The sequence below is a fragment of the Stenotrophomonas sp. 86156_Sma genome, assembly GCF_056481625.1.
On record NZ_CM151157.1, the window covers coordinates 2,581,241 to 2,606,618 of the forward strand.

The window sequence follows — 25,378 nt, forward strand, 5'->3', positions numbered from 1 at the left end:
TACACCCAAGGAGAACTCACATGAAATCCCGTGCAGCCGTTGCATTCGGTCCCGGTCAACCGCTCGAGATCGTCGAAATCGATGTTGCTCCGCCGAAGAAGGGCGAAGTACTGGTGAAGATCACCAGCACCGGTGTCTGCCATACCGACGCATTCACCCTGTCGGGCAATGACCCTGAAGGCCTGTTCCCGGTGGTGCTGGGCCATGAAGGCGCCGGCATCGTTGTCGAAGTGGGCGAGGGCGTGACCAGTGTGAAGCCCGGCGATCACGTCATCCCGCTGTACACCGCAGAATGCGGTGAGTGTCTGTTCTGCAAGAGCGGCAAGACCAACCTGTGCGTTGCCGTACGCGCCACCCAGGGTAAGGGCGTGATGCCTGATGGCACCAGCCGCTTCAGCTACAACGGCCAGCCGCTGTATCACTACATGGGCTGCTCGACCTTCAGCGAGTACACCGTCGTGGCCGAAGTCTCTCTGGCCAAGATCAATCCGGAAGCGAATCCGGAGCACGTCTGCCTGCTCGGTTGCGGTGTCACCACTGGCATTGGTGCGGTGCACAACACGGCCAAGGTGCAGGAAGGTGACAGCGTGGCCGTGTTCGGCCTCGGTGGCATCGGCCTGGCGGTGATCCAGGGTGCTCGTCAGGCGAAGGCTGGTCGCATCATCGCAGTGGACACCAACCCGTCCAAGTTCGAGTTGGCCAAGCAGTTCGGCGCAACCGAATTCGTGAACCCGAAGGATTACGACCGTCCGGTTCAAGAAGTCATCGTTGAGATGACCGGCTGGGGCGTCGATCACAGCTTCGAGTGCATCGGCAACGTCAATGTGATGCGTTCGGCGCTGGAGTGTGCACACCGCGGCTGGGGCCAGAGCGTTGTCATCGGTGTGGCCGGTGCTGGTCAGGAGATCTCCACCCGTCCGTTCCAGCTCGTGACCGGTCGTCGCTGGATTGGCAGCGCCTTCGGTGGTGTGAAGGGCCGTAGCCAGCTGCCTGGCATGGTCGAAGACGCCATGCGGGGTGAGATCGATCTGGCTCCGTTCGTGACCCATACGATGGGCCTGGAAGCAATCAACGAAGCCTTCGAACTCATGCACGAAGGCAAGTCCATTCGTACTGTCATCAACTACTGATGCACCGCAGCACCGGGCAACCGGTGCTGCACTTCCAACAATAGGAGTTTAAGTCCATGCAACACCAAACTATCCATCCCTCGGTCGATTCCGGCGTCGTTGCCGGAACCGCCGGCTTCAAGGGCGGCACGCTGAAGTGCCTGTGCTCTGACAAGCCGGTTGAGATCTCCGTCGCAAGCAATGTGGCCCACAACCACGCCTGTGGTTGCACCAAGTGCTGGAAGCCGGAAGGCGCCATCTTCTCCGTGGTCGGTGTCGTTCCCCGCGATACCGTTTCGATCACGGCGAACGCCGACAAGCTGGCGATTGTCGATCCGGCTGCGACCATCCAGCGCCACGCGTGCAAGGACTGCGGTGTCCACATGTTTGGCCGCATCGAGAACAAGTCCCATGCCTTCTACGGCCTGGACTTCATTCACGTTGAACTGTCCGAACAGAAGGGCTGGGAAGAACCGCGCTTCGCCGCATTCGTGTCTTCGATCATCGAAGGCGGCGGCGCAAGGCCGGAACAGATGGACGGCGTCCGTAGCCGCCTGAAGGCTCTGTCCCTGGAGCCGTACGACGTGTTGAACCCGCCGCTCATGGATGCGCTGTCCGCGCATGCTGCACGACTCAGCGGCGTTCTCTCCTAAGTAGTGTAAATGCCGCCCCTTGCATGCAAGGGGCGGTACTTCCTGACAGTACGCCACCGGCGTATACATTTTCGCTCAGAGCCTGGAGTCTTCGACCATGTCCTTGCTTCCCCCCAACGCAATGCACGAGCGGACTCTGCAGGGCGTACAGAGCACCGGCAACGCACGGGCAATTACGAAGGCCGCGACTCTCACTGCGGTCATGATGTCCGTCGAAATTGCTGGAGGATGGGCCTTCAACTCGATGGCTCTTCTCGCAGATGGCTGGCACATGAGCTCTCACGTGCTGGTACTCCTGTTCGCACTTTCTATCGCTTGGTACGCTGAGCGGAATCAGAGCCGCCCAGAGCGCGCGGCTCGGGTGCTAGCGGTTGAGCTCATCGCGGCGAGCGTAAGCGCGATGATCATGCTTTGGATTGCCGCTTCGATGGCCTATGAATCGACGGAGCGTCTCCATGCGCCAGAGGCTGTTCAGTACTCAGAAGCGCTTGCCATCGCCGTTGCGGGTTTGATTACAAATATATTCTCAGCGCGGTGGCTACATTCTGCCTACCATCGCGAAGGTGCTGCGGTTGATCACTGCCACGTTCCGCATGAGCGCCATGCTGACGAGAAGGGGCCCGGTGCGCGCAGGAGTCCCAATCTTCGTGCGGCCTATCTTCACGTCGCTACGGACACCGCTGTAACGGCACTCGCAATTACTGCACTTGTCGTGGGGATGATCTGGGACGTGACATGGCTGGACTCAGTCACAGGCCTCATCGGCGCGTCGGTTGTCGCAGTCTGGGCCATTAGATTGCTTCGTAGCTCCATTTCGGCGTGGACAGGTCGGCGTAAGTAGCTAGTGCGGTGGTGCCTCCGTGCTCAGCACGGAGGCTAGCCCTGCGATTGGGAGCCTTCCACAAAACTCGCTGCGACCGGAGTCATTCCTGGACGCATCTGGCGAGCCCGCCGAGCGCCTATGCCCCACCTCACATGATGCGGAGTTGCTGGCGGGGTGGCCATTCTCTCAGTCAGAGATCAACAAACTGACTGTGATTCTGAAACGTCCATCTTGAGCGGCTGACGTTGCTTCGCAGCGAGGTGACGTGCCCTTCAGTCTAGGTCAGCACCTGGGGCGCCGGCTGTTGCTGCACTTAGAGAGGGCCTGGACGATCTCTTGCTCAGGCGAACGTCTTGGCGAGCCCAAGAGCGCTAGATACTGCTGCAGGGATGCGCCGCCTTTGAAAGCAATTGGCGTGCGGCCGGCTGATGGCCTGGTGTATGGCTCAAACCCCTTCCTCCGGGTCTACTGCGACAGCGCATTAGATCTTCAATTGAACCTCACATTGAGTCAAATGGCAGCAAGCCCATGAAAAGACTGGCGCTTAGTCGGTTGTCTGTGATGGCGGCACTCGTGTTCCTGGCCGCTGCCCGAGCCCCGGTGGCCCAGGCGGCCGAACAATGTGGCCCGGACGCGATGCGCGACCACCCGCCGCAGATCAGCTTCCGCGTCGACAACGACCTGTTCGGTGGCCGCCACCAAGACCAGGGCTATACCAACGGCGCGCAGCTGACCCTGGTCTCGCCGAACCTGGTCGACTACACCGCCGACCCGTGCCTGCCGCGCATGGCGCGCTGGGTGAACCAGTACCTGGAAGGCCTGCACCCCGGCAGGTTCGAGCAGCAGAACATGATCTTCAGCATCGGCCAGGCCATCTTCACCCCCACCGACCCGACCCGCCGCGACCTGATCGAGGATGACCGGCCGTATGCCGGCGTGCTGCTGGCCAGCTTCGGCTTCAACGCACGCAGCGGCGACCGCCTGCAGACCACCCAGCTGGCCGTGGGCGTGGTCGGGCCCTGGGCCCAAGGCAGGCAGGTGCAGAACGCCGTGCACGACGCGCTGGGGGACGAGAAGTTCAAGGGTTGGGACAACCAGCTGCACAACGAGCCGATATTCATGCTGACCCACGAGCGCATGCGCCGCTGGCCGGCCGATGCCAGTGTCAATGCCGGCGGCTGGGGCTGGGATGCGATCAGTCACTATGGCGGTGCGATCGGCAACCTGGAAACCAAGGCCAACGCCGGTGGCGAAGTGCGCTTCGGCTGGAAGCTGCCCGACGACTTCGGCAGCACGCCGCTGCGCCCGGCCGGCGAGAACACCGCGCCGACCCGTGGTGGCCGCCCCAGCGGCTGGTCCTGGCACCTGTTTGCGACCACCGACGCGGCATGGGTAATCCGCGACATCACTCTGGACGGCAATACCTTTCGCAACAGCCACAGCGTGGACAAGCGCCACGTGGTCGCCCAAGGCGGCTACGGCATCGCGGTGATGCGCGGTCGCTGGAAATTCGCAATGGCGCGTTACCACAGCACCCGGGAGTTCTATGGCCAGCGCCAGTCGCCGGTGTTCGGAAGCTTCACTATTAGCCGCTCGCTATAGTAGATGGCGACGATCGCGGGTGTTCGACCATGCTATGTCCTTGAGTGCAGTACCTCGCAGAGCGACTACAGAAGTAACGCGGGAGTGCATGATGGAGAGTACTGAATGATGCTAATCACCAAGCTCGTCGTAGTCATCGTCGCGCTTGCCGCTGGGATCAAGGTGATTGATTGCTGTGTCGTGTGGGCAGCGCGACGAAGGCTGGAGAAACTTCAGAAGCTAAAGGCGCCGGCCCCATCGAGATCTCCTTTACCCGATGCCCTGGTGGTCTACTACTCTCGCTCTGGGCACACCGCCTTAGCCTCTAGTTATCTGGCGAACCAGTTACACGCCGATCTGCGTGCTGTCGAAGCATTTGACTACTCATTGGGCTTGGCCGGGTGGGTGAATGCTATGGCTGATGGGGGTCTTGATGACGCGTGGATAAATCCCGCGTGGATGGATCTAGCTCCCTATGACGCTATCTATTTGGGAACACCCATCTGGCGTGGTTGCCCAGCGCCGCCGGCTTGGGAGTTTGTTAGGAGCAACATGTTCCCTGGGAAAAAGGTCGTACTAGTCACTACATCCAGAGGATCATGGAAGCAGTCAGCTATTGAGCTCCTTGGGCGAGAGATAGTTCGACGAGGTGCGCGATCATTCGAGCATCGGCCTTTGGCGCGCAAGCGTGCCTGGTTCAGAAGATCGGACCCAGATGATCTCAGAATTACGGATCTGCTGTGACCGACCTACCATGAATGCCCCCGGCCAATGCTGCGTTTAGTCGGCACCCCTCGCCTTAGCTAGCGCTATGCCAATCGCCGCGTCGACCCTTGCTGCACGCTCGTCAACGGCCTAGGGCCGTCCCGATAGTTTCGTGAGGTGGTTTCATTCGCGATTGTCGAGCCGTCCGTTAGACAACGCATGCTGGAGAGCAATCGCAACCTGCGTCGCGGCGTAGACCCAATCGTTGTCTTCTTCGTACGGATCCACTTCCGAATCTTCTTTGCCACCATGGAAGAGGTTGTTGCGGACTTGCCGCATGGCTTCCACCAGCGCGACCGCATCCGATTCGGCATCCAATGGGCAGGGGCAAAAGCGGGCCACCAAGTTCCCGTTCTCTTCAATAATCATCTGCTTCATGGGGCGCTCATCGCGTTGACAGAGAAGGCGCGTGCGCGCCGACTCAGGAACCTCTGACGCGAAATCGTCGCCCAACTTTCGGACGCGCTCTTGCACCTTGCGCCAAGCCACGTCGGACGTCGGTTGCCCCGTCCGGTCTTTCCGGAAGAAGTCCCCGTGCCGTCGGAGCTGGAATTCCAGTTTGCTCACGGTCTTGAGAAGGTCGTAGGCGAGATTGGCGCTTACCGGCATTTCAGCATTCTATGTGAGTAGTGTGAGGTCCGAATCGCAAACTGCCACAGCGAAGGCACAAGGACCACCAAGAAATGGCGCTACTTGAGAGCCGCCTAACACGCGGGAGGATGTCATCCTGTAGGCCGGGCGTCGCACCTCATCTATATTCTTGACCTATAACCGCTTCGGGCTGGCAACGCAGGCCGGCTGTGGCTTGGGACAACTTTGCCTAGACACCGCTAAGAATACTTGGATGGGGTTCGCGTGAAGGCCGCGCTTACGATTCGCCTCTCAGTAGTCGTCCATTGATTGCAGGTGAGTGCTGCGCTTCGACTTGGTGGCTGTCGAGTCTAGGTCGGGTTCATCTCCGTTCACCGTTACCCACTCGATGAGAGGCCCCAGGTCGGATTGGCGGCGGGCTTCCGCATACAGCTTGCTATAGGCGGCCATGGCGTATATCGGCGACAGCATGAGCTCCGCTGCCAAGGCGAAGACATCGGACTCGGGTGGCAGCGACACAGTGGTGAAGGCGTCGCTGTCGGCATCGGTGTGGCGCTCAGCCAGCGCATCCAGAAGACGCCGACGGAGTGCTTGCTGGAAGGGGCTATGGGTGGGATTAGGACACCTCAGGCCGTCTTCGACCGGAACCCAGGTGTCCAGTGACCAGGCGGGGGCGAGCACTTGCGGGGTTGCCGCGTCGTCAATCCCCTGTGCATTACCCTTCAGAGTGCCCATAGCCTGGTCAGAGAGCCGATTTCGCAACAACCAGCGGTCATCAACCGAACGCTGCCAGAGAGTCCATAGACTCCCACCGGACCGCCATTGGCCGATCTCCTCGAACAGTTCGGAGGCCAGTCCGCCTCGCGCCTCCAGCTTTGAGGCAAGGCTCCATGAGGCCGCCAGCGCGGGTGGGTTACGGAGCGGATGGGCCACGTTCGATAGGCCTAGCCATTGCGCGAGCACCGCAAAATCGGATAGACCCTCCCTGATTTCCTTAGGAACGGCTGCAACGCATTGTCCAACGGTATCGATGTGCTGCCCGCCCCGCTGGAAGGCAGCGAGGGCCGCGTACAAGGCCCACATCGGGCTGGCCATTGCTTGCTCGGTTGATGGCACCGCCACCTCCCGGCCGACTGTAAGCTGCGCTCGCGCCGCCTCCGTCGCAAGCCCGATCGGATCGAACAGCAGTGACGCACTTCCCATCCGGATCAGATGGATGGAGGCAGTCGCCAAGTCGAGCATTCGTGCGCCCTGAGTGTCCACCATCGGAGGGGTTGGCGGAGCTGAGGTACAGTCAAGGTAGATCTCGGTACGCCACCCCTTAATCACCGGGACGACCAGTCCGTCTTCATTCGACTCGCCCCAAGGGCTGGCCGTTCGCAGTGCGAGGCTGCCAGCTGTTGCTGCTAATTTGAGGTAGGCGTAGCCGAGCCTGTCGTCCGTACCACTGTGGATGAGGCGCTCCTCCAAGGTTGCCCCTACAAGGGAACTGAGGTGCCACTGCCGCCACGGTGGCGCGGGGTTTAGAGAGCCGTCGGGACTGAAACTGGAGTCGCGCGCGAAGACAAAGACCTCACCGATTTCGCTGAGATCGCGGCTTGGCTCCGTCGGAATCATCGAGTATTCAGCGGCATGAAGGGACTGATATTGGTGCGTGGTTGACGTGCCGATGACGGGCGCAGCCGCGGAAAATTCGGGCCCGGGCAACCGCTGGTCGAGGGGCGCATCCGCAACAACGAACAGCGATTGCGCCGATTCGGCCCCGACGTGCACCAGGGCTTTGTAGAGTCCCGGAGCTAAGGACAGCGAGACCACTCCCGTACCGATGCTGACACGAGCGTAGCTAGCATCGAGCACCGTGATCTGCGCGTTGGGATTGTCCGTCCTCAACACCACCGGCTGCGCTGCAACCTGGTCGGTTCGCAAAGCGGGCATGTCGATAGGTGCAGCAACGGGAGGGGTGTTGCCTGCAGCTGGCAGCACCGGGTAGGGAACCTCGAAGGCGAGGTCGGGTAGATTCCCTGGTGTAACGACGAGATGCAGACCCGGGGTCAGCTCCACGATGGGATGCTCGAGCTGGCGAAGCTGGCTACTGCGTAGCTGCCCATTTGGCGCCATGTCGGTGGGCGGCGCGGGTGGGTAAGGAGAGATGTCAGGATCCGGTTGCCGGTCGATGGCCGCGGATCTAGCAATGATGCGGCTCAGGTCGACGGCAACCCGGCGTGGGAGCGCGGAAGCTGGCGCCGACGCCGGGCGCTGATATATTCGAATCCGCTTCGTTGCGGGAGTCAGCGGTGGCGTGTATCCGGTTTCCTGTTCGTAGCGATCGGCCCATAGCACTTGGAAGTAGTCCGCGACGGCGCGATCCGTCACCCATCCGTCGGCGTCAGGCGGTGCGCTGCGCAGCGCGTCCAGTAGGACGCTAGTGAACAGGCCGCGAGACTGCCCGGCCGGGCCAATGTTGCGCTCAAAGGACTGACGTCCCCGCGGCGCTCCATACGCCTGGAACAATCGGACGTGTGCCGTTCGTTGCCGGTCCGGCGGGGTCCAAGTCGGCTCGAGCACCTGGCTCGCCTTGAGTACGTCCTGGCAGCAGTCCGTTACCAGGATGATTTCATCAAAGAAACCCGCGTTGGCGATTTTCGACGCATAACGTAGGACGGCGATATGCGCCGTATCGCCGTTTTGCGCGACGGCCGAGAATAGTGCCGGGTCGTGGATCGTCGAACCTGCTGTGAACCCGTGTCCGGCGAAGAACAGATACAAGCGCTGTCCAATGCGGTCATGCCATCCGTTCGGGGTGCGCAGCCATAGATTAAGCGCCTTCTTGAGCTCCTTCTCGGTCGGGTTTGCGTCGTCCGGGGTCGCTGCCACGCCATAATCCTGCGACCGTATGACTTGGATACGTCGGGTGTCCAGGTCGCCGTACTCCGGATCGAGGAGCCATTGCCGGAACTCTTCGCCATCGTTCTCAGGTCCATGGAGGTCACTCAGGCCGGGATAACGGTTAATTGTCAGCACGATCGCGTAGTGATCATCTCGCGGCATGTCCACATCTCTCCCTGTTGCGTACACAAGGGCACCTTTGGCGTGCTCTCGAAGATGTCACCATCCGCCGAGGAGGCTCTCAACGCTGAGCAGCGTATCTTCGTCGTCGTCGAAAGCTCCGTGATCAATGCTTGTGCTGTTCAAGCCTGCTGTCTGTCCTTGGGACTTGGACCAGATCGTACGGTTCGGTGCAGCTCCGAGCCACGCGCGGACTGCACCTATTTCGGGAAACTTGCTATCTGAGTAGATGTGGTGCCAAGCGAAGAAGCGTTCCATGCCTAGCAGCGGCATGTCCGGTTCGTCGACGAGCGTTCCGTCGGAATTTGGGCGCGATTCGAGGACACCCGACACCAGATAGAGGAGGGAGCTGGGATAGATGAAGCGCTTCCAGTCCTGCCCATTGGGAAATTTAGAGTCGTCTCCGACGACCTGATCGTCCCGTTCGAATTCATCGCGCATGCCAAACAAGCGGAAGTGACGGATGCGATCGCCATGTTGGGTGATCGTGGCGGCAAAGCGCTCGTAGGTGATGGCGGGCGCCAGGAACACGACGTCGAATGCAATCTCGGCCGGCAGAAGCTCTGATGCCTTGTCAAGCCAATTGGCGATGTAGACGGCGCCAGTGCTGTGGCCGACTAGAGTGATCCTCGATAGCAGCCCTTCAGAGGCATGGGCGGCACGCAGCCGCTCCAGCAGCGCAGTTCCGGCATACAGGTCGGAGCCGTCGCCGAACGCATCGAGTGAGTCCTGCTTCATGCGGTTCCACTGGAGTGCCTTGCCCCATTCATTGAGTCCACTGCCACCAAAATGAACACCACGCAACACTTCCTCTACGACCGTTGCATACAGGCCGTGATCGCGTTGATCCGCGTACCGACGCAGAACACCCTGCAGGATGCGCTTCACCAGAAGGGCAACTTTGAACCAGACGATCAACCCGCGGCCTCCCTCGACCCCGGCGACCTGCGTTGATACCGCCTGCGAGAACGGGGTATCTCGAACGCTCGCTCCTCCCCCGATGAATGCATCGCGTGCTTCGTCTAACGCGGTTGGCAGGGTTTGCATGGCGACCACAAACTCGCTGTCGGTTTGCAAGTCGGCTTCGATCTCGGCGTCGTCGATCAGCGCACTCGCCGCACGCGCACCTGAGGGCCCTACTACAGGTTTGAAATCACGGTAGGGCACGTGATTGCGACTGGGATCGCTCCAATATGTATCAACTGCCTGGCGGACCTTCTCTGCATCGACGTTGCCCGGCGTGATGGTCCGGGCGCCGTTGCTACCTCCCAAGCGGCGGAGCGCGTACTCTAGCGCCTTGCGCACCAGATTCTTGAATACCGGCTCATCCGGCAGCTCGCGCAGGTTGTTGCGGATCGTTTCAACGAAACCCGACTCCCACACGGAAAAAACCGGATAGGCCGATTGAGAAAAGCGCCCCTCAAGTCGCTGGGCAATACCGATACCCGCGGCCTTGTCGACCAGGCCCCCGTGAAAGTAAAGCAGCAAATGACCACGCCCGTCCTTACGAAGCGCCGTGACGATAGCGTCGATATCCTCTGGCTTCGTATCGGTTCCGGCACCGATACAGCCGTTGCGACTGTGGATTTGATGCAGACTGCCCATACCTAGCCCCCTGTGACCAGAATGATCCCAACCCAGAGTGCCATGAGTTTATGAAGTGGGCAATCAGTAATCGTCTAGGTCGGGATTGGTCACCTCAATGCCCAGTAAGCGAAGGGCTAGAGTTGAATGCCCCGGACCATGCCGCAGCTGGGGCGGTAGTTTGCATTTGGCGCTCGATCGATAGGGACACGAGGGCACGGCTCATCGACCGGATCATTGAGGTACAGACGGAGAATTGGCTTTGAATGCCAATGGCGTCCATCTGATACGGTTGCTATGTAGGGTAGCTACCCAGGCAGGGGTAGCGCGGTATCCGTGCCGGGCCTCAAGTTTGGCTACGATCATGCCATCCGCTAATTCAGCTCGCCAAATAGCCACGGTTGGATCGCGGTTGGATCGTCGACGCAGAGGTGAAATTCGTTCGGCGGCTCCTTCTCTGCATCGGTGGCGCAGCGCAGCTCATGTAGTCGGTATTGGAGTAGTGCTGCACGGGTTCTTAACCTGTAGGCTGCCTTACCTCCGAAATACTCGATACGCACCATATCCTTCTGATCTGGTGTCAGATGCGGATGGGGGACGATCGACAGCTCTACCTGTGTCTGCCAGGCGGCGTCCTGGCTAGGCTCGGCCCGCTCTGGCCGAGGATCAGCCAGCTGTTTCAAGCCGCTCAGCCGATTTATAGACAGGTCCAGGAAGCGTCCGGCTTCCGCCTCGTCCTCGGCGATGACAAATGCGCGAACATGCCAGCGCCTGCCTGCCTGCACCAGCGCATGAGGGAACAGTCGTTTGGTGCGAGGTGCTGGGTTGCGCATGGACCGGTGCTCGCCAACGAGCCCCTTGCCCTCTCTGCAGGCACGATTAAGCAGTGCGAAGTGGCGTCGTTCAACGCCGCCGAGGATAAGCTGGGAGCTCTCGATAAAGCCTGTAGCTTCCTGGGGGCGCTCAAACGCAAGGTACTCTTCGATCAGCCCTTCGGTTAGGAGGGGTCTGAAGCCAGACATCGCCACGTATCCGCGCACATGGCTTCGGTACTCAAGGCCGCCTCCATTGAGTTCAGCATATTGGGTTAGCAATCGACTTACCGTGGTGATATGCAGATCAAACACTTGGCGTACTCGCTCATTGGTGACTTGCCCCTCCCAGAGGAGCAGCGTTTCGATGGCTCGAAGTGTTTCCGGACTTTTGTTTGGATTGGGGCGGGGGCGGGGCATGGGGCTGGGCCGGGGTCAGATGACACGCAGCTTAGCATTGATGCTAAGTTAGCGTTTATGATATGTTAGCGTTTATGCTAATGTGAAGTAGACAGCCCAACTTCTGTGGAGTTGCACAGTGTCCAGCTCTCTGTTTGAGGTACTGCCATCGCAACTCTTTCGCCCATTGGCCTCGGCAAATCGGGAGAACTACTGGCGGCTGCTCTTGGGTCTGTACGAAGAATTCTTCGGGCCAGAGGCTGAGGTTCCCCCGGCGACCGGCTGGGAACGGCGGCAGTTGACGCAGTTCATCGAGAACTACCTCGAACACGATGACGCTTGGCAGGCAGAAGAGGGGGTAGGCCAGCTCACTCCGCTCAACATTCGCGCCAACATGTACTTGAGCCATCTCACGGAGAATGGCTGGTTCGAAGAAGAGCAGGTGGGACTCACGCGCACTCTGTCCATGACTGCTGTGGTAAGCCGTTTCCTTGCCACCTTGCAGGTCTTCACAGAAGACACGCCGGCGATGGTCGGCGCGAAGATGCGTTCCATTGAAGACACATTACGTCGGGTGCTTGATCCTGCAAGCAATGTCTACGGCGACGACTTCGTAAACGCCGGCGACAGCGCCCATGCGCTTCTGTCCGGGATTGCCGCCATGAGTCTGAACGTGCGTACCCTTCAGCGCGAGATATTCAAGTCCGCGACCCCCGGGGCGGCTATCCGTCGGTTGTTTGAAGACTACATTTCCAAGCACGTCATGGCTGACTATGCGGACTTGGCTGGCGCCGATCACCCCCTCGCACGAAAGGCGCAGGTGTTGAGCCTAACTCAGGAAATCCATTACGGGGATCATCGGGAACGGATCATCGTGTGGTTGGCCGAGCGACGCTACAAAGGTGATAAAGGCACGGCTGAGGCTGTCTATGAGAAGGCGATCAGGCGATTGAGCAATGTCTATCGTCTGCAAGACTACTTCGATCGCTTGGGCCAGGATCAGCGCCATATCGAGCGTCGCATGCTGGCCATGATCGAGTACCAGCTTCGCGCGCCGGGCCAGCTCGAGAGACGGATCAAAAAGGCTATCGCCGGAGTCAATGCTGCGGAGAACTTCGACGCCTCCATGCCCGTTGGGCCCGGAGCATTGCTTTCCGGTGAACTCCTGTTTCAACCACGCATCGCCCGTCCGCCCATTCCCAGGACCGCCGATTCTCCCCGGCAGATGACAGCCGAGCAGGAGGCGCGGATGAACCTGCACAGGCGTGCGCGTGATGCGCGTACCGCCATGCCAACAGAGGTGAGGGTGTACTTGCAGGGTGTCATGGGAGGAGGCAGGCAGATCCGGGCGTCTCAGCTTCCCATCACCGGTATCAAGCAATTTCGAATGGTGCAGACGCTGTCCACCTACGCACAGGAAGCAATGACAGGCCTCGGAAAGAAGCACCATGAAGGAATTTCAAAGCGACTACCTGGATATCGCTTCCAAAGCGCCGGTGATGAACGAATTGCCGGGCCGTATTTGGACATGCCGGACTTCTACATCACCAAGGTGAAATGACATGGCACGCCACTGGGAAAAGGCGCTTAGCCGCGACACTATGTACGAGGAGCAGGACTACGAGCAGGCGGCCTATCGGCTAGTAACCCACCAGGTCTTGTCCGCCTCGGACCGGGCGACCCGGAAGGATTACGGCATTGTCAGCCGAAATATCAATGACTTTGAGCAGGTAGTTCGTCCCCTCGGCATCGAGCTGTTGCACGACACCAACTACCAGTACATCGTGGCGCGGCCCGTGCACGTACTGACCCAACAGCGAGCCAGCAAGGACGAAACCCTGCTGCTGTTGGTGCTCGCCGGCGTTCATCATCGCGTCCGTTTCGAGGGGCGCGAAGAGCCAAATGGCGAAACTTTCGTCGATTTGCCTGACTTGCAAGAGCACTACGAGAAGGAAACGGGCAGGGACTTTCCCTCGCCTGGGGACTTCCGCTCTTTGATGGCCAAGTTCAAGCGCTGGGGGATTGCTGCCTTTGAGGACAGGGACGATGTACGGAATCAGCTCGCGAAGGTTCGCATCCATCCCGCGATCGGAGATCTGCTGCGGAAGGAATACTTGAGCCATCTGGAATCCTTCCGCAAGGAAGTGGCAGGTGAGGGGGATGCAGCTACTTTCGACGCAATGAATGAAGTCACGGAGGATGGCAATGTATCTGCTTGAGAAATTTCACCTGGTACAGTTTTTCCTATTCCGTGCCGAAACCCTGAGCTTTAGTCCTGCAACGGGCATTGTGGCGCCTAACGGATCGGGAAAATCTGCGATTCTGGATGCGATGCAGATCGTCTTGTACGGAGGGGATCAGAATCAAATCGATCTCAATGCGCAGTCAGGGGGCGTATCAGGCACTCGGGGGCGTTCAGTGCGCGAATACTGCCTCGGCTACTATCGCGGTGACGAGCATATTCGTGAGAATGCGACGTCCTATTTGACCATGGTGTTTCGCGACACTGAGGGCGAATTGCCGCCGGTTTCGGTTGGCCTGGCCCTGGGCGCATCAGTGGGCGATCCAAAGCTGCACGTCTACGGGCGCTATGTGGTCCAAGGGGTTGCGCTCGCGTTAGATGATCATCTTGAAGCGAACGCCGAGGCGGAACTTTTGCCGTTGGCCTGGGGAACGTTCAATAAGCTGATGGAGGACGCAGTCAGTCGCGTGAATGGTAGGCTCGCAGTGCCTCCGTCGGCGGAGAAGCAGGTTGAAGCAATGTTGTTCGCCTTGCGCCCCAAAGGAGGGGGCAGCATCGACCCGAGAGCTTTTCGGCGAGCGATGAAGAATGCGCTTAATCTGCAGAAAGTTCCTGACACCAGCAGCTTTGTTCGAAATTACATTGTCGATGCCCATCCTATCGAGCTCAAGAACTTCCGCTCCCAGCTCGACAATCTGCGCTCGCTTCAAGCCAAGGTTCTGGAAACACTGGACAGGCTTGAGAACGTCAAAAGCTTGATCGCAGCCGGTCATAAGGCTACTCAGACTCGGATGCACGCAGCGACCTATAGGGCGCTGTTGGATGACTATGAGCGTGAACAACACATGGATGCTGTTGATGCGGCACAAACTACGCTGCATGAAGCGCGGGACAGGCATCAGGCAGCGCAGAACGCAGTCGACAGCGCCAAGGCAGAGCATGATCGACTCAACGGCGTGCACATCGAACTAGAGCTTCAATCAGCAGCAGATCCGGCGATCAGTGCCGCCCGTGACCTGGCCAGCGAACGAGAGAGATCACTTAGACCTATCAAAACCAATGTGGCCCAGGCCCTTCGCGAGGTGGTGGCGGGCTTCGAGAAGGCCAACCGCGTGAAACCCGATCTCGGAGGCTGGCAGCATCTGGCGATGCCTTGGGTTGAGCTTCTTGACGCGGTTTCCAGCACATCCGTATCCGATGCGCTTGTGCTTGACGTTTCGCAGGCCTCGGCAGCATTGCGCGAGTCCAGCATGCGGGTTGCTCCGATCATCCAGTCGGCAAGGCGTCAGCTAGACCATGACGAGCAGAGGCTGTCCAAGCTCGGAAATGAGCTTAGGATCGCTAACGAGCAGATCAAACGCATCCAAGAAGGCAAAGCGGAACTCCCGCCGGCCGTCCAAGCAGTTGTGAACATACTTGGAGATAAAGGACTTCTGTGCACGCCCGTCTGCGATTTGGTCACGGTCACAGATGCTGACTGGGCACCCGTAATCGAGGGATTCCTTGGTCGTTCGCGCACTGCCCTGGTTGTCCGTAGCGGCAAATTTGAGGATGCCTTGTCCGTTTTCAACAAGATTCCGTGGGATACAAAGCCGGATTCAGTACTGTTGGTGAACCCGGTGAAGTCGAAGGCGGATATGGGTGTAGTTCCGCCAATGGGTCTCGCGCATCTGATCGCGGGTGACAATCAAGTGGCGGTGGACTATATCCGTCTTCGACTCGGCCGGCTGGAGCGATTGGAGCGCGTCACTACGGATAGCCCTGAGGGCTTCACCCGTACTGGCGAGCAGGCTGGACGTGCTGATTTCGGCCGTCGACGCCCCTTGTCTGCAACGGAACTGGTGCTGGGACGCCAAGATGCCAGCCATCGCCTGGCGGTGCTTCGGCAGCAGCGCAGCACGTTGGGGCAGAACGCAGCCGAGTGCGAGCAGGAGGCGAACCGGTCGCGCCAGTTGGTTGAAGCCCTTGAGAAGTTGGTGGGACTTGAAGGACGTATCCAGGACATTGAAAGATGGCTGAACTCGCACATTCAGGAGCAATCCGCGCTTGATGCAAAGGCGGCGATGCAAGAGATCGCAAGCGCACCTGATCTCCTTGCTCGTCAGCTGCTCATCACAGAGGCAAGGCGAGCTGCCTTGGCAGCACAGTCGAAGCTGGAAGAAAGCAGCAGAGACGTCGGAACTCATGGTGAGGCTTTCCGGCAAGCACAGAGACGGCTAGACGAGCTTGCGGATAGAACCAACGGAATCTGCTCAAAGGCGGCTCTCAGTCGCCGCAATGAATACGTGGGTGATGAGTGGTTCGAAACAAAACGCGATGAGTTTGATGGTTCCGGCCTATCGCTGCATACGATTGTGGCGAAGATCAGTGACGCTACGGTTAGAAGTGGCAATCAGTTGTCTTCCCAAGTGCAGGCGTTGGCAAGTGACATGTCCACGTACGCAAACCAATTCGATCCTCAGATGGATATCGCGGTGGGCGACCTGGGCGCCATGTGCGAGACAATGGCTCAGGAGAAGCAACGGCTAGAGGAATCCGAGCTCCATCACTACCAAGTGCTTTCCGCGGAAGCTGCAGAAGCGGCAGAGCAAACGTTCAAGGTGCAGATCGCCGCCCGCCTGAGCGACCACTTCGCCAGCATGCGCAGCACGCTCAATGAGCTGAACAGTACGATGGAGCGCTTGCCGCCATTCTCGAACAACGAGAAGTATCACTTCGTCACCAATCTCAATAAAGATCATGAGTCGCTGTACAAATTCATACTGAAGGTGGCTGGTGCGGGACCGGAGGGGGATATCTTCTCTGGCCAGGTGGATGCTCCTCCTGAGTTCAGGGCGATGCTTGAGGGAAAGGATGCAGAGGCGAACAGGCTTCTGGAGGACTATCGCAATTTCTTCAACTTCGAGATTGACGTTCGCAGCAATGGTGTGACGGTGACCGACTTCTCAAAGCGCATGGACAAGGGTTCCGGGGGCGAGCACCGCGCGCCTCTTTTCATCGTTGCTGCAGCTTCGATGGCACGCGCATTGGGAAAGTTGCGCGGTGATCAAGGCGGCATGTCGCTGATAATTTTCGATGAGTTGGGTGACAAGATTGACTCAGTGAATACCCGTGCCGTCTTTGAGTACCTGAAGGCATTGGGCCTTCAGCCCATCGTCGCGGCACCGGACGATGCCTTGGGTAAGATCAACGAATCGGTGGATACCTACATCGAGATGTACCGTGACGACGATCTTATCTCCATCAAACACGTCCGCATTGATGACGATGGTCATGTAATTCTGGATTCCGACAACTGGCGCAAGCATCCCGAGCTTCTCGAGGAGGAGCTCAAGCGTGTTGAAGCAAGTCGAATGCCCCATGGGGAAGGAGTCGTTGCATGAGTATTGCCCGGGCCTTCCTGACGTCAATTTTCAATCGCTCCCAGAATGCAGTGAGTCGTGGCGAGGATGAGCGAATAGCTCTCAGGCTGACGGAGTCATCATGTCCAGAGTTCTTCAGCCTGCGCAGCATCGAGGATGCAAGAGCGTTTCGTTCCGAGCTTGAACTGGCTGAGCGCTCTGGAGCTATCGAAATCAGGGCCAAGGTGATGGTGCAGCCGCCTCTGGATGTTGCGGGCGTTGCCGTACTGAACCTCGCGAAGCTGGCGAACTTCTTGGGGGCACGACTTCGTCGTGATTCCGTATCAAAGGCCCGTTCCATGCTGGACACTCACACCAGCCTTTTCCCCGTACTGACCGAGGTCATTGAGCGCTGGTCGTTGGGCCATAAGGTTCGCGGGCAAGAGGCTGCCGATGCTTCTGTAGCGCAAATACTGGATGCAATCAGCCTCATTTCAGCAAGGCGAGGCGTCGTTAGGGACGAACTATTGCGCCGGGTTTCGTCCATGATGTTTGGTGACAGCAAGCGAGTGGAGGGCATCGTGAAATGGATCGATTTGCTTTGGTTCAACTCTATTGCACCATCTGGACTTGATAGTAGCGAGGTGTTCTCGGCCATAGGCCTGCACAAGGAACCATTGCCCGTACTGATCTCAGGTCCACTTACGGTTGTTACGTCGACTACGACGGTGGGAGTGGTTCATCCATATCTCGGCTTCGCTCCTGCCCACATCGCTGGATTCGTGCCGAACCCAGCCGTGCTGAGTTGGCGTGTTCTCACTATTGAGAATCGACAGACATTCCATGAGTTTGCTGAGGCTGCATCTGATCAAGTCGGCCTCGTACTGCTCTATACCGGTGGTATGCCGTCCCCATCCTGGAGACAGGTCTACATGCTGATCTTGAAATCACTTCCTCGCCAGACAACTCAGGCGTTCCATTTCGGCGACTTGGATGAGGGTGGGATGAGGATTGGCGCCGTCATCGCAGGATCTGCCGCCGAGGCGGGGTTCACCCTGAAGCCGTGGTTGATGGATCCCAGGGAGCTCATTGGTCTCGGTTACGCTCTCAAGCCAACGGCTGAATCGGTGTCTAGCGCAATGTCTCGAACTTGTCGATCCATCGGGTGGAATGACTTGGCCATTCATGTGGAAACGCATCCGGGGACGCTGGAGCAGGAGGTTCTCCTTCCACAGTTTCCAGGCTCCTAGAATTCTGGGCAGTCTGACCTAGGCGACAAATTGCTTTGCGCCGTCTTTAATGCCTTGATGCGCGTGCCCCGATCATTGCGGGAAGGGAATCATGAGATTTTTTGAACTTGATGCTGTAGATATCACAGCGCTCAGTGCTGGCGATCTGCGTGAATTGGTTGCCCGTCTTTGCGAAGCGGAGGTAATCCAGAAGGGGCGTCGGCCGAAGAACGTTATGTGGGGAGGTGCGCAGGAGGCGCCTGATGGCGGTTTGGATGTCCGTATTGAGGCTATGGACTTGCCGTCCAACGACGGCTTTGTTCCTCGTGGGATCTGCGGTTTCCAGGTCAAGAAGCATGCTATGGGTGCGGCGGCATGCAGGGACGAGATGTTGGAGGGTGGCACCCCAAAGCTCGTACTTGCAGATCTTGCCGATCGGGATGGTGCCTACATTATCGTTAGTGGCAAGGACGATTGTTCAGACAGCATGTTGGCGAGTCGAGTGCGGGCGATGGAGGCGGTCGCGGGGATCCTTCCTGGAAAAGCGTCTCTGCGCGTTGACTTCTATGGTCGAGATCGATTGGCGACTTGGCTACGGCGGCATCCAAGCGTTGCGCTGTGGGTTCGTGCGCGCCTCGGCCGCCCCTTGTCCGGCTGGAGGCCTTTCGGGAGGTGGGCAGCTACTCCCCCAGCCCAGAACGACGCATTCCTTGTTGATGACCACCCCTGCGTGATTGACGCGAACTCGAGCGCAAAGACTCCCATGCCTGTTTCTGAGGGTATACATCTAGCTCGAGAGCGGTTGCGCCGCCGCGGTAGTGCGGTTCGCATCACCGGCCTCTCCGGAGTGGGGAAGACGCGATTCGCGCAGGCCCTGTTTGAGGCGAACGTTGGTGAGGAGGCCTTGTCACCAGCTAGCGCAATCTACGCCGACCTGGGTGAGAACTTGACACCGACGGCATCCGAGCTAGTTTCATACATCGTGGCTAACGATCATGCGGTTCAATTGGTGCTGGACAACTGCCCGCCAGACGTGCATCGGCAGTTGCAGAAGCAGGTCTCCGCAAGTAGCGCGATGCTCAGCCTTCTGACAATCGAGTACGACATCTCGGACGATCGTCCTGAGGAAACCGAAGTGATCCACCTCGAGCCGTGCAGCGAGGAGACGGTCTCGATGCTGATCCAGCGGCGGCACCCAGACATCGGGAAGTTGAACGCTGGCAAAATCGCCGAATTTTCCGGCGGCAATTCGCGCATCGCGATCGCGCTGGCCAGCCGGGTAGATGCAGATGAGACGTTGACAAACTTCTCCGACGAGGACCTTTTCCATAGGTTGTTCAGTCAACGAAAAGGAGCGTCCAATGAACTTCTGGAATGCGCTGAAGCGCTATCGCTCGTCTATTCCTTCAATGTTTCCTCGTCCGAGTTCAATGATGAGCTTGGCGTCCTAAGTGCCATCGTTGGCCTCGATCGTCGTGGTCTGCATCGGGCTCAGGCTGAGTTGATGCGTCGTCAGCTCGCGCAGAGTCGTGGTGAGTGGAGAGCAGTTCTTCCTCATGCACTTGCCAATCGTTTGGCGAAGCGTGCGCTGGAGAACATCCCTGTCGACGCAATCAATGCCGAGCTGCTAAAGCCAGAGAACCTCCGACTTTTCGTCTCATGTGCGCATCGACTGGGATACCTGCACGATTTCGGGCCTGCGGTTCGGATGGCAAATAGTTGGGTGAGCCCCGGCGGACCGCTGCATGATATTGGATCGTGTAACGAAGGCACGCTGTCTGCATTGCTATACATAGCGCCGGTATTCCCGGAGACCGTGCTGCAGCTGATCGAGAACGCCGCAACCAAGCCAGGCTTTGCCTCGCGCGAGAACCGAAACTTCAGGTTGTTCGTGCGCCTGCTGCACCAGCTAGCTTACGACGAGGATAAGTTTGATCGTGCTGCGACGGTCATGCTGAAGTTCGCCGAGGCCGAGAAGTCAGGTGAGAACAGGGACAGCATAGTTGGACAGATGCGGCATCTGTTCTCGTTGCACCTGTCAGGTACGCTGGCGCGACCAGAACGGCGGTGTGCGTTTGTCAGCAAGCTACTCGAGTCGGGCACCGAGAGGCATCGCGAGATCGCAGCCGAGCTGTTCCATGCTGCGTTCGAAGCGACGCACTGGACGTCTTTCTCGGCGTTCGACTTCGGTGCACGCAGACGTGATGCTGGCTGGCAGCCGCGAACGCGTGCCGAAGAGCTCGAGTGGTATGTCGGCTTCTTGAACTTGCTGCGACCGGTGCTGACATGCGATGACTTGACTCTTCGCGACTGGGCGCGCTCACTTCTGGCAGGTCATTTCCGGGAACTATGGACGTTTGCGGGCTGTTTTGATGATCTCGAGGAGATAGTCAGAAGTCATGCTTCGAAAGGGGAATGGCCGCAGATGTGGGTCTCGGTAAAGAAGACGCTTGGCTTCGATGGCGACTCAGCTCATCCTGATCTACTGGCTCGGCTGGAGTCACTTTCGCGCGTTGCGGCACCATCCGGCCTCTATTCGGAGATCGAGGCCTATGTGCTGTCCAATACTTGGGATCACATCGAGAGTAGGGGGGAGCAAGTAACCTTCAGTGACGAGATGATCAAAGAGAAGGTCATCTCTCTTGGTGAGATGGCCGCAGCAGAGCTAGGTTGCTTAGAGCGATTGGGTCCAGGGCTTTGGTCGGGCGAGTTCGATGCACTGCATACTTTCGGCATTGGGCTGGCGCAAGGCAGCGTCGACCTAATTGCCACTTATGAGCGTCTTTTGAGCCTGGTGCAACTGCAGGCGCCTGCGAAGCTCAATCCACAGGTGCTTCAAGGCTATATCAGCGCTGCAAACGATATCGACCCCCGCTTGGCCATGGTGATGTTGGAGCGGGTGCTAGATCATCCCTTGTTGCGGACGTTCTTCATCTACCTGCTCAGCGCCATCAAGATTGGCCCATGGGGGTTCAATATGCTGATTGAGTTGGCTCGAGGGGAAGAGTTCGAAGCGTGGCGGTTTGGACAGCTTGCCTATGGCCGCATGCACGAGTCCCTTACCGACAGCGAGCTCGCGGAGCTGTTCACCATATTGAACCAGCGCCATGATGGCTTCTACACCACGCTTAGTGTGCTAGAAATGCGATTCTTCGCGGGGAGGGGCGGAAACTACGTGCCGAGTGAAGATCTCCTTTCGACAGGGCGCGACGCCATTCGCGCTCTACTCGCGGGGAAGCGCGGACAGACTGAATTGAATCGCATCCGAGGGACCAAGCGGATCGCCCAGCAGTGCCTATCCGAGTCTGCTCCAGAACAGGAAGTGAAGGAGATCGTGAGGTTGCTTTGCGAAGCGTTGGATGATCTTAGAATTCGCAGCTCTGATTTCGAAGTCCTCATGACAACGCTATTCCGCAACTTCCCGGAGATTGTCCTTGGAGAGATCTTCACGGGCGACGATAGGGAGCGTCGTTTGATTGATCGCGTTTTCAAGTGTCGTTTCGGAGGTGCTTCGCCGTCACTCAATAGTATGCCGGTGGATCGGCTGATTACCTGGTGTCGAGGTGATCAAGATCGGATCGTGCGTGTTGCCGCAGCGACCTGCGCCTACTCAACTGTAGAGGCAACCGATATACCACTAGAACATCCCAAACGCGTTGTCCTCAGTGCGTCCATCAAAGGCTTGCTGGAAGCCGCAGTGGACAAGCAATGCATCGTCGATGTGATGTTTGCCGGAATCCAGCCCATGAGTTGGTCTAGCTCGTTGGCTGACATCATAGAAATTCGGGCCAAGGCTTTTGCTGAGCTGCTGGAGCATCCATTGGCTGAAGTGAGAAATCTTGCGGCGGAAAGGCTTGAACGGGTCGAGCTCACAGTGCGAAGAGAGCGACAGCGGGAGGCGCAAGATCAAAGTCGACGGGAACAGCGCTTTGAATGATGCGTATGGGTGAGATGGAGCCGGCTAGTCATCTTGGTGTTGCGCCCCGCATAGATACTCGGTCCTGTTGGCTCATTGTGAATTCGATGTACATAGATGAAAGGACCCTGTGTGCGTATTTCGGCCCACCGTGACCGGCTGTTTCGGTAGATCGTGACCGGACATTTCGCTAACGCGTGACCGCTCATTTCGCTATCAACGTGACCGATTTCCAGCCTGCTCCGAAACAGGCGGTCACGACTTACCGAAATCGTCGGTCACGGCTTAGCGAAACGCTTCCACCCCGTTGCGCATGACCTGACGCGACCGTCACCCTCGCCCGATTTCGGGGAGTAGAGGGATGGCGGCGCAGCGAGTAGCCATGCGTAATATCAAAGAATGTCTGCGCCTCAAGTTCGAGGGCGGCCTCTCTCACGAGAAGATCGCCCGGGCCTTGCAGCTGTCCAAGGGCGTCGTCAGTAAGTACGTCACCGCAGCCGCTGAAACCGGGATGGAGTGGCCGGCGCTGGCCGTGCTGGATGAGGTGGCGCTGGCGGCGGCACTGTTGCCCACTGCCAGGGTTCGCCAGACCCGCGGCGAGCGGGTGGTGCCGGATCTGATCACGATCCACCGCGAATTGCGGCGCAAGGGCGTCACCCTGCAACTGCTGTGGGAGGAGTACGTCGCCGCCCATCCCGAGCAGCCGACCTACCGCTATACCCAGTTCGTCGAGCACTACCGCCGCTACGCCAGCACCCTCAAACGCTCGATGCGTCAACAGCACCGGGCCGGCGAGAAGCTGTTCATCGACTACGCCGGCCCGACGCTGCCGGTGATCGACCCGGCCACCGGCGAGATCAGCCGGGCGCATATCTTCGTCGCAGCGCTGGGGGCCTCGAACTACACCTATGCCTGCGCCACGCCGGGGGAAACCCAGGTGGACTGGCTGACCGCGCTGGGTCAGGCATTCAGCTATTTTGGCGGGGTCAGCGAGATGGTGGTGCCGGACAACCCGCGCGCCCTGATCGCCCATCCCGACCGCTACGAGCCGGGCTTGAACCGCGCCGCGCTGGAGTGCGCCCGGCATTACGACACGGTGATGCTGCCGGCGCGGCCGCGTAAGCCGCAGGATAAAGCCAAGGCCGAGGTGGCGGTACAGGTCGTCGAACGCTGGATCATGGCGCGGCTGCGCCACCAGCAGTTCTTCAGCCTGCACGCGCTCAACCAGGCGATTGCCAAGCTGCTGGAGGACTTGAACCAGCGCCCGTTCAAGAAGCTCGATGGCTGCCGCCGGGAGTGGTTCGAGCGGCTCGATCAACCGGTGCTGCGGCCGCTGCCACAGCATCCCTACGAGGTGGTGACCTTCAAGCGCTGCAAGGTCAACATCGACTACCACATCGAAGTGAACGGCGGCTTCTACAGCGTACCCTCGGCCCTGGCCCGGCAGAGCGTCGATGTGCGGCTGAGCGCGCATACCGTGGAAGTCCTGCACGGCAACCGGCGGGTCGCCAGCCACTTGCGACTTCAGCGGCGCGGCGCCTACAGCACCCAGAGCGAACACATGCCGGCCTCGCACAAGGCGCACCGCGAGTGGACGCCGCAGCGCCTGCTCGACTGGGGTGAGCGAATCGGCCCGCAAACCCGGCAGATCGTCGAGCACCAACTGACCCACAAACCGCACCCGGAGATGGGCTATCGCGCCTGCCTGGGCCTGCTCTCGCTGGCGCGCCAGTACGGTAACGCGCGCCTGGAGGCGGCGGCCAGCCGCGCCGTGCAACTGCGGGCGCTTAACGGCCGCACCGTGCGCAACCTGCTCAAGCAAGGCCTCGACCAGCAACCACTGCCCAAGCCCGCGACGCCGGCAGCACAACCCAGCAGTCACGAGAACGTCCGTGGCGCCGATTACTACACCCAAGAGGAGCTGTTCGATGATGACCCAACACACCCTGAGCCAATTGCACCAACTGCGGCTGGGCGGCATGGCCCGAGCACTGGAAGAACAATGGACGCTGCCGGCCAGCCACAGCCTGAGCTTCGATGAGCGCCTCGGCCTGCTGCTCGACCGCGAGCTGGCCTGGCGCGACGACAAGCGCCTGGAGCGGCTGCGTAAACAGGCCAAGCTCAAGTACGCCAGCGCCTGCCTGGAAGACCTCGACCGGCGCCGTGGCCGCACGCTGGACGAGCGCCTGATCGCGACCCTGGCCAGTGGTGACTGGATCCGTCAACGGCACAACCTGCTGCTGACCGGCCCGACCGGCGTCGGCAAGACCTGGTTCGCCTGCGCCCTGGGCCACCAAGCCTGTCGCCAGGGCTACAGCGCGCTGTACCTGCGCACCCCGCGCCTGCTGGAGCAACTGCGCATCGCCCACGGCGACGGTAGCTTCGGGCGCACCCTGCAACAGCTGGCCAAGGTCGATGTCTTGATTTTGGACGACTGGGGCCTGGCGGCGCTGGAGGAAAATGCCCGGCATGACCTGCTGGAAGTGATCGACGACCGCGCCGGCAGCCGCTCCACCATCCTGACCAGCCAGCTTCCCGTCGAGCACTGGCACGGCTGGATCAACGACCCCACGCTGGCCGACGCCTTGCTCGATCGCCTGGTACACAACGCCTACCGAATCGTGATGAAAGGCGAGTCACTACGGAGGAAAAACACGGAGGAAGAAGCCGCATCGTGACCGATGCGGTTAGAATTTAAACCCCGCGCAATCGGGTGAAGCCACCGGTCACGTTGTTAGCGAAATGAGCGGTCACGTTCACCGAAATCCGCACCTGTGCACACTGATTGGTTCTACGCGGGCACAATCAGCTGTGGCCGAACAGCAACAGGGCGGCAACTCAGGCGGGACTGTCACTCAAGCAGCTTGGGACCCAGTAAGTCCTTGGTAGCAGGTCGCCGAAGAACCGCCGGATGAACGCTGTTCTTCGGCGTATCTCTGTGGTGACAGACGGCGCTTTGCGTGGTCCGGCCGATTTTGGGGCCAGCTGGCATCGCCAGGTGAGCCGCTCCAGGTTGTGACGCCCAACATGGCCCAGTCGGATCTGCTGGGCCGTGGGCGTATGCAGGCCGGCCACCTCAGCGGGTAGCGGGGCAGCGGGGCAGCGTGGGTGCAGGCTGCGCTCAAAGATCTAGGAGAGATCTGGACCAATGGTGTCACTTCGACTAGCGCCAAGATTCGACTCTGCCTCTTTTCCAGGCTCCGCGCGAATTCTGGGAGTGACCGGCTAGAAGATAGTGAAGTCTCTCCCGATTTATCCGATGTGCCC

At 59.3% G+C, this 25,378-nt stretch carries 16 protein-coding genes; 12 read left to right on the plus strand and 4 right to left on the minus strand.

Annotated elements, in window-relative coordinates; translation table 11 throughout:
* The first annotated feature begins 20 nt into the window (after positions 1–20).
* The 5 genes from ACZK33_RS12090 (at position 21) to ACZK33_RS12110 (ending at position 4,910) form a co-directional block, all read left to right on the plus strand.
* Positions 21–1,130, plus strand: a complete 1,110-nt coding sequence (locus ACZK33_RS12090) for an S-(hydroxymethyl)glutathione dehydrogenase/class III alcohol dehydrogenase (RefSeq protein ID WP_005413335.1) — start codon at positions 21–23, stop codon at positions 1,128–1,130.
* A 56-nt stretch (positions 1,131–1,186) separates the two neighbouring features.
* A complete protein-coding gene (gene gfa, locus ACZK33_RS12095; RefSeq protein ID WP_005413334.1) occupies positions 1,187–1,762 on the plus strand; it encodes an S-(hydroxymethyl)glutathione synthase in 576 nt (191 codons plus the stop codon).
* 97 nt (positions 1,763–1,859) lie between these two features.
* Positions 1,860–2,603: a cation diffusion facilitator family transporter gene (locus tag ACZK33_RS12100; RefSeq protein ID WP_099596065.1), complete on the plus strand. Its 744-nt coding sequence runs from the start codon at positions 1,860–1,862 to the stop codon at positions 2,601–2,603.
* 543 nt (positions 2,604–3,146) lie between these two features.
* Positions 3,147–4,187 carry a lipid A deacylase LpxR family protein gene (locus ACZK33_RS12105; RefSeq protein ID WP_180855135.1) on the plus strand — a complete coding sequence of 347 codons (1,041 nt, stop codon included), beginning with the start codon at positions 3,147–3,149 and terminating at the stop codon, positions 4,185–4,187.
* A gap of 108 nt (positions 4,188–4,295) precedes the next feature.
* Positions 4,296–4,910 carry a flavodoxin family protein gene (locus ACZK33_RS12110; protein ID WP_427915905.1) on the plus strand — a complete coding sequence of 205 codons (615 nt, stop codon included), beginning with the start codon at positions 4,296–4,298 and terminating at the stop codon, positions 4,908–4,910.
* Between the two features lie 144 nt (positions 4,911–5,054).
* Here the strand turns inward: ACZK33_RS12110 and ACZK33_RS12115 are convergent, their stop codons facing one another.
* The 4 genes from ACZK33_RS12115 to ACZK33_RS12130 all read right to left on the minus strand — a co-directional run bounded on the left by ACZK33_RS12115 (position 5,055) and on the right by ACZK33_RS12130 (position 11,404).
* On the minus strand, positions 5,055–5,540 hold the full coding sequence (locus ACZK33_RS12115; protein WP_180855133.1) for a hypothetical protein: 486 nt from the start codon (positions 5,538–5,540) through the stop codon (positions 5,055–5,057).
* Positions 5,541–5,813: 273 nt separating this feature from the next.
* Complete coding sequence (locus tag ACZK33_RS12120; protein ID WP_180855132.1) at positions 5,814–8,570, minus strand: caspase family protein; 2,757 nt, start codon at positions 8,568–8,570, stop codon at positions 5,814–5,816.
* Between the two features lie 57 nt (positions 8,571–8,627).
* Entirely contained in the window at positions 8,628–10,193 is a 1,566-nt protein-coding gene (locus ACZK33_RS12125) for a hypothetical protein (RefSeq protein ID WP_180855130.1), read from the minus strand.
* 353 nt (positions 10,194–10,546) lie between these two features.
* The gene (locus tag ACZK33_RS12130) at positions 10,547–11,404 is read right to left on the minus strand and encodes a BrxR family helix-turn-helix transcriptional regulator (RefSeq protein ID WP_146027645.1); all 858 of its coding nucleotides are present in this window, start codon (positions 11,402–11,404) and stop codon (positions 10,547–10,549) included.
* Between the two features lie 118 nt (positions 11,405–11,522).
* Here ACZK33_RS12130 and ACZK33_RS12135 point away from each other — a divergent pair, with 118 nt between their 5' ends.
* The 7 genes from ACZK33_RS12135 to istB all read left to right on the plus strand — a co-directional run bounded on the left by ACZK33_RS12135 (position 11,523) and on the right by istB (position 24,789).
* A complete protein-coding gene (locus ACZK33_RS12135) occupies positions 11,523–12,944 on the plus strand; it encodes a Wadjet anti-phage system protein JetA family protein (RefSeq protein ID WP_049400904.1) in 1,422 nt (473 codons plus the stop codon).
* Between the two features lies 1 nt (position 12,945).
* Positions 12,946–13,602, plus strand: a complete 657-nt coding sequence (locus ACZK33_RS12140; RefSeq protein ID WP_102947213.1) for a DUF4194 domain-containing protein — start codon at positions 12,946–12,948, stop codon at positions 13,600–13,602.
* Entirely contained in the window at positions 13,589–17,008 is a 3,420-nt protein-coding gene (locus ACZK33_RS12145; RefSeq protein ID WP_208043162.1) for an SbcC/MukB-like Walker B domain-containing protein, read from the plus strand. The genes ACZK33_RS12140 and ACZK33_RS12145 overlap by 14 nt, the downstream gene beginning before the upstream one ends.
* Complete coding sequence (locus tag ACZK33_RS12150) at positions 17,005–18,216, plus strand: Wadjet anti-phage system protein JetD domain-containing protein (RefSeq protein ID WP_180855125.1); 1,212 nt, start codon at positions 17,005–17,007, stop codon at positions 18,214–18,216. The genes ACZK33_RS12145 and ACZK33_RS12150 overlap by 4 nt, the downstream gene beginning before the upstream one ends.
* Positions 18,217–18,307: 91 nt before the next feature.
* Complete coding sequence (locus ACZK33_RS12155; protein WP_226053466.1) at positions 18,308–22,132, plus strand: hypothetical protein; 3,825 nt, start codon at positions 18,308–18,310, stop codon at positions 22,130–22,132.
* Positions 22,133–22,472: 340 nt separating this feature from the next.
* Positions 22,473–24,152: an IS21-like element IS1162 family transposase gene (gene istA / locus ACZK33_RS12160; protein ID WP_478453375.1), complete on the plus strand. Its 1,680-nt coding sequence runs from the start codon at positions 22,473–22,475 to the stop codon at positions 24,150–24,152.
* Entirely contained in the window at positions 24,040–24,789 is a 750-nt protein-coding gene (gene istB / locus ACZK33_RS12165; RefSeq protein WP_013100941.1) for an IS21-like element helper ATPase IstB, read from the plus strand. Before istA ends, istB begins: the two co-directional genes overlap by 113 nt.
* The last annotated feature ends 589 nt before the right edge of the window (positions 24,790–25,378 follow it).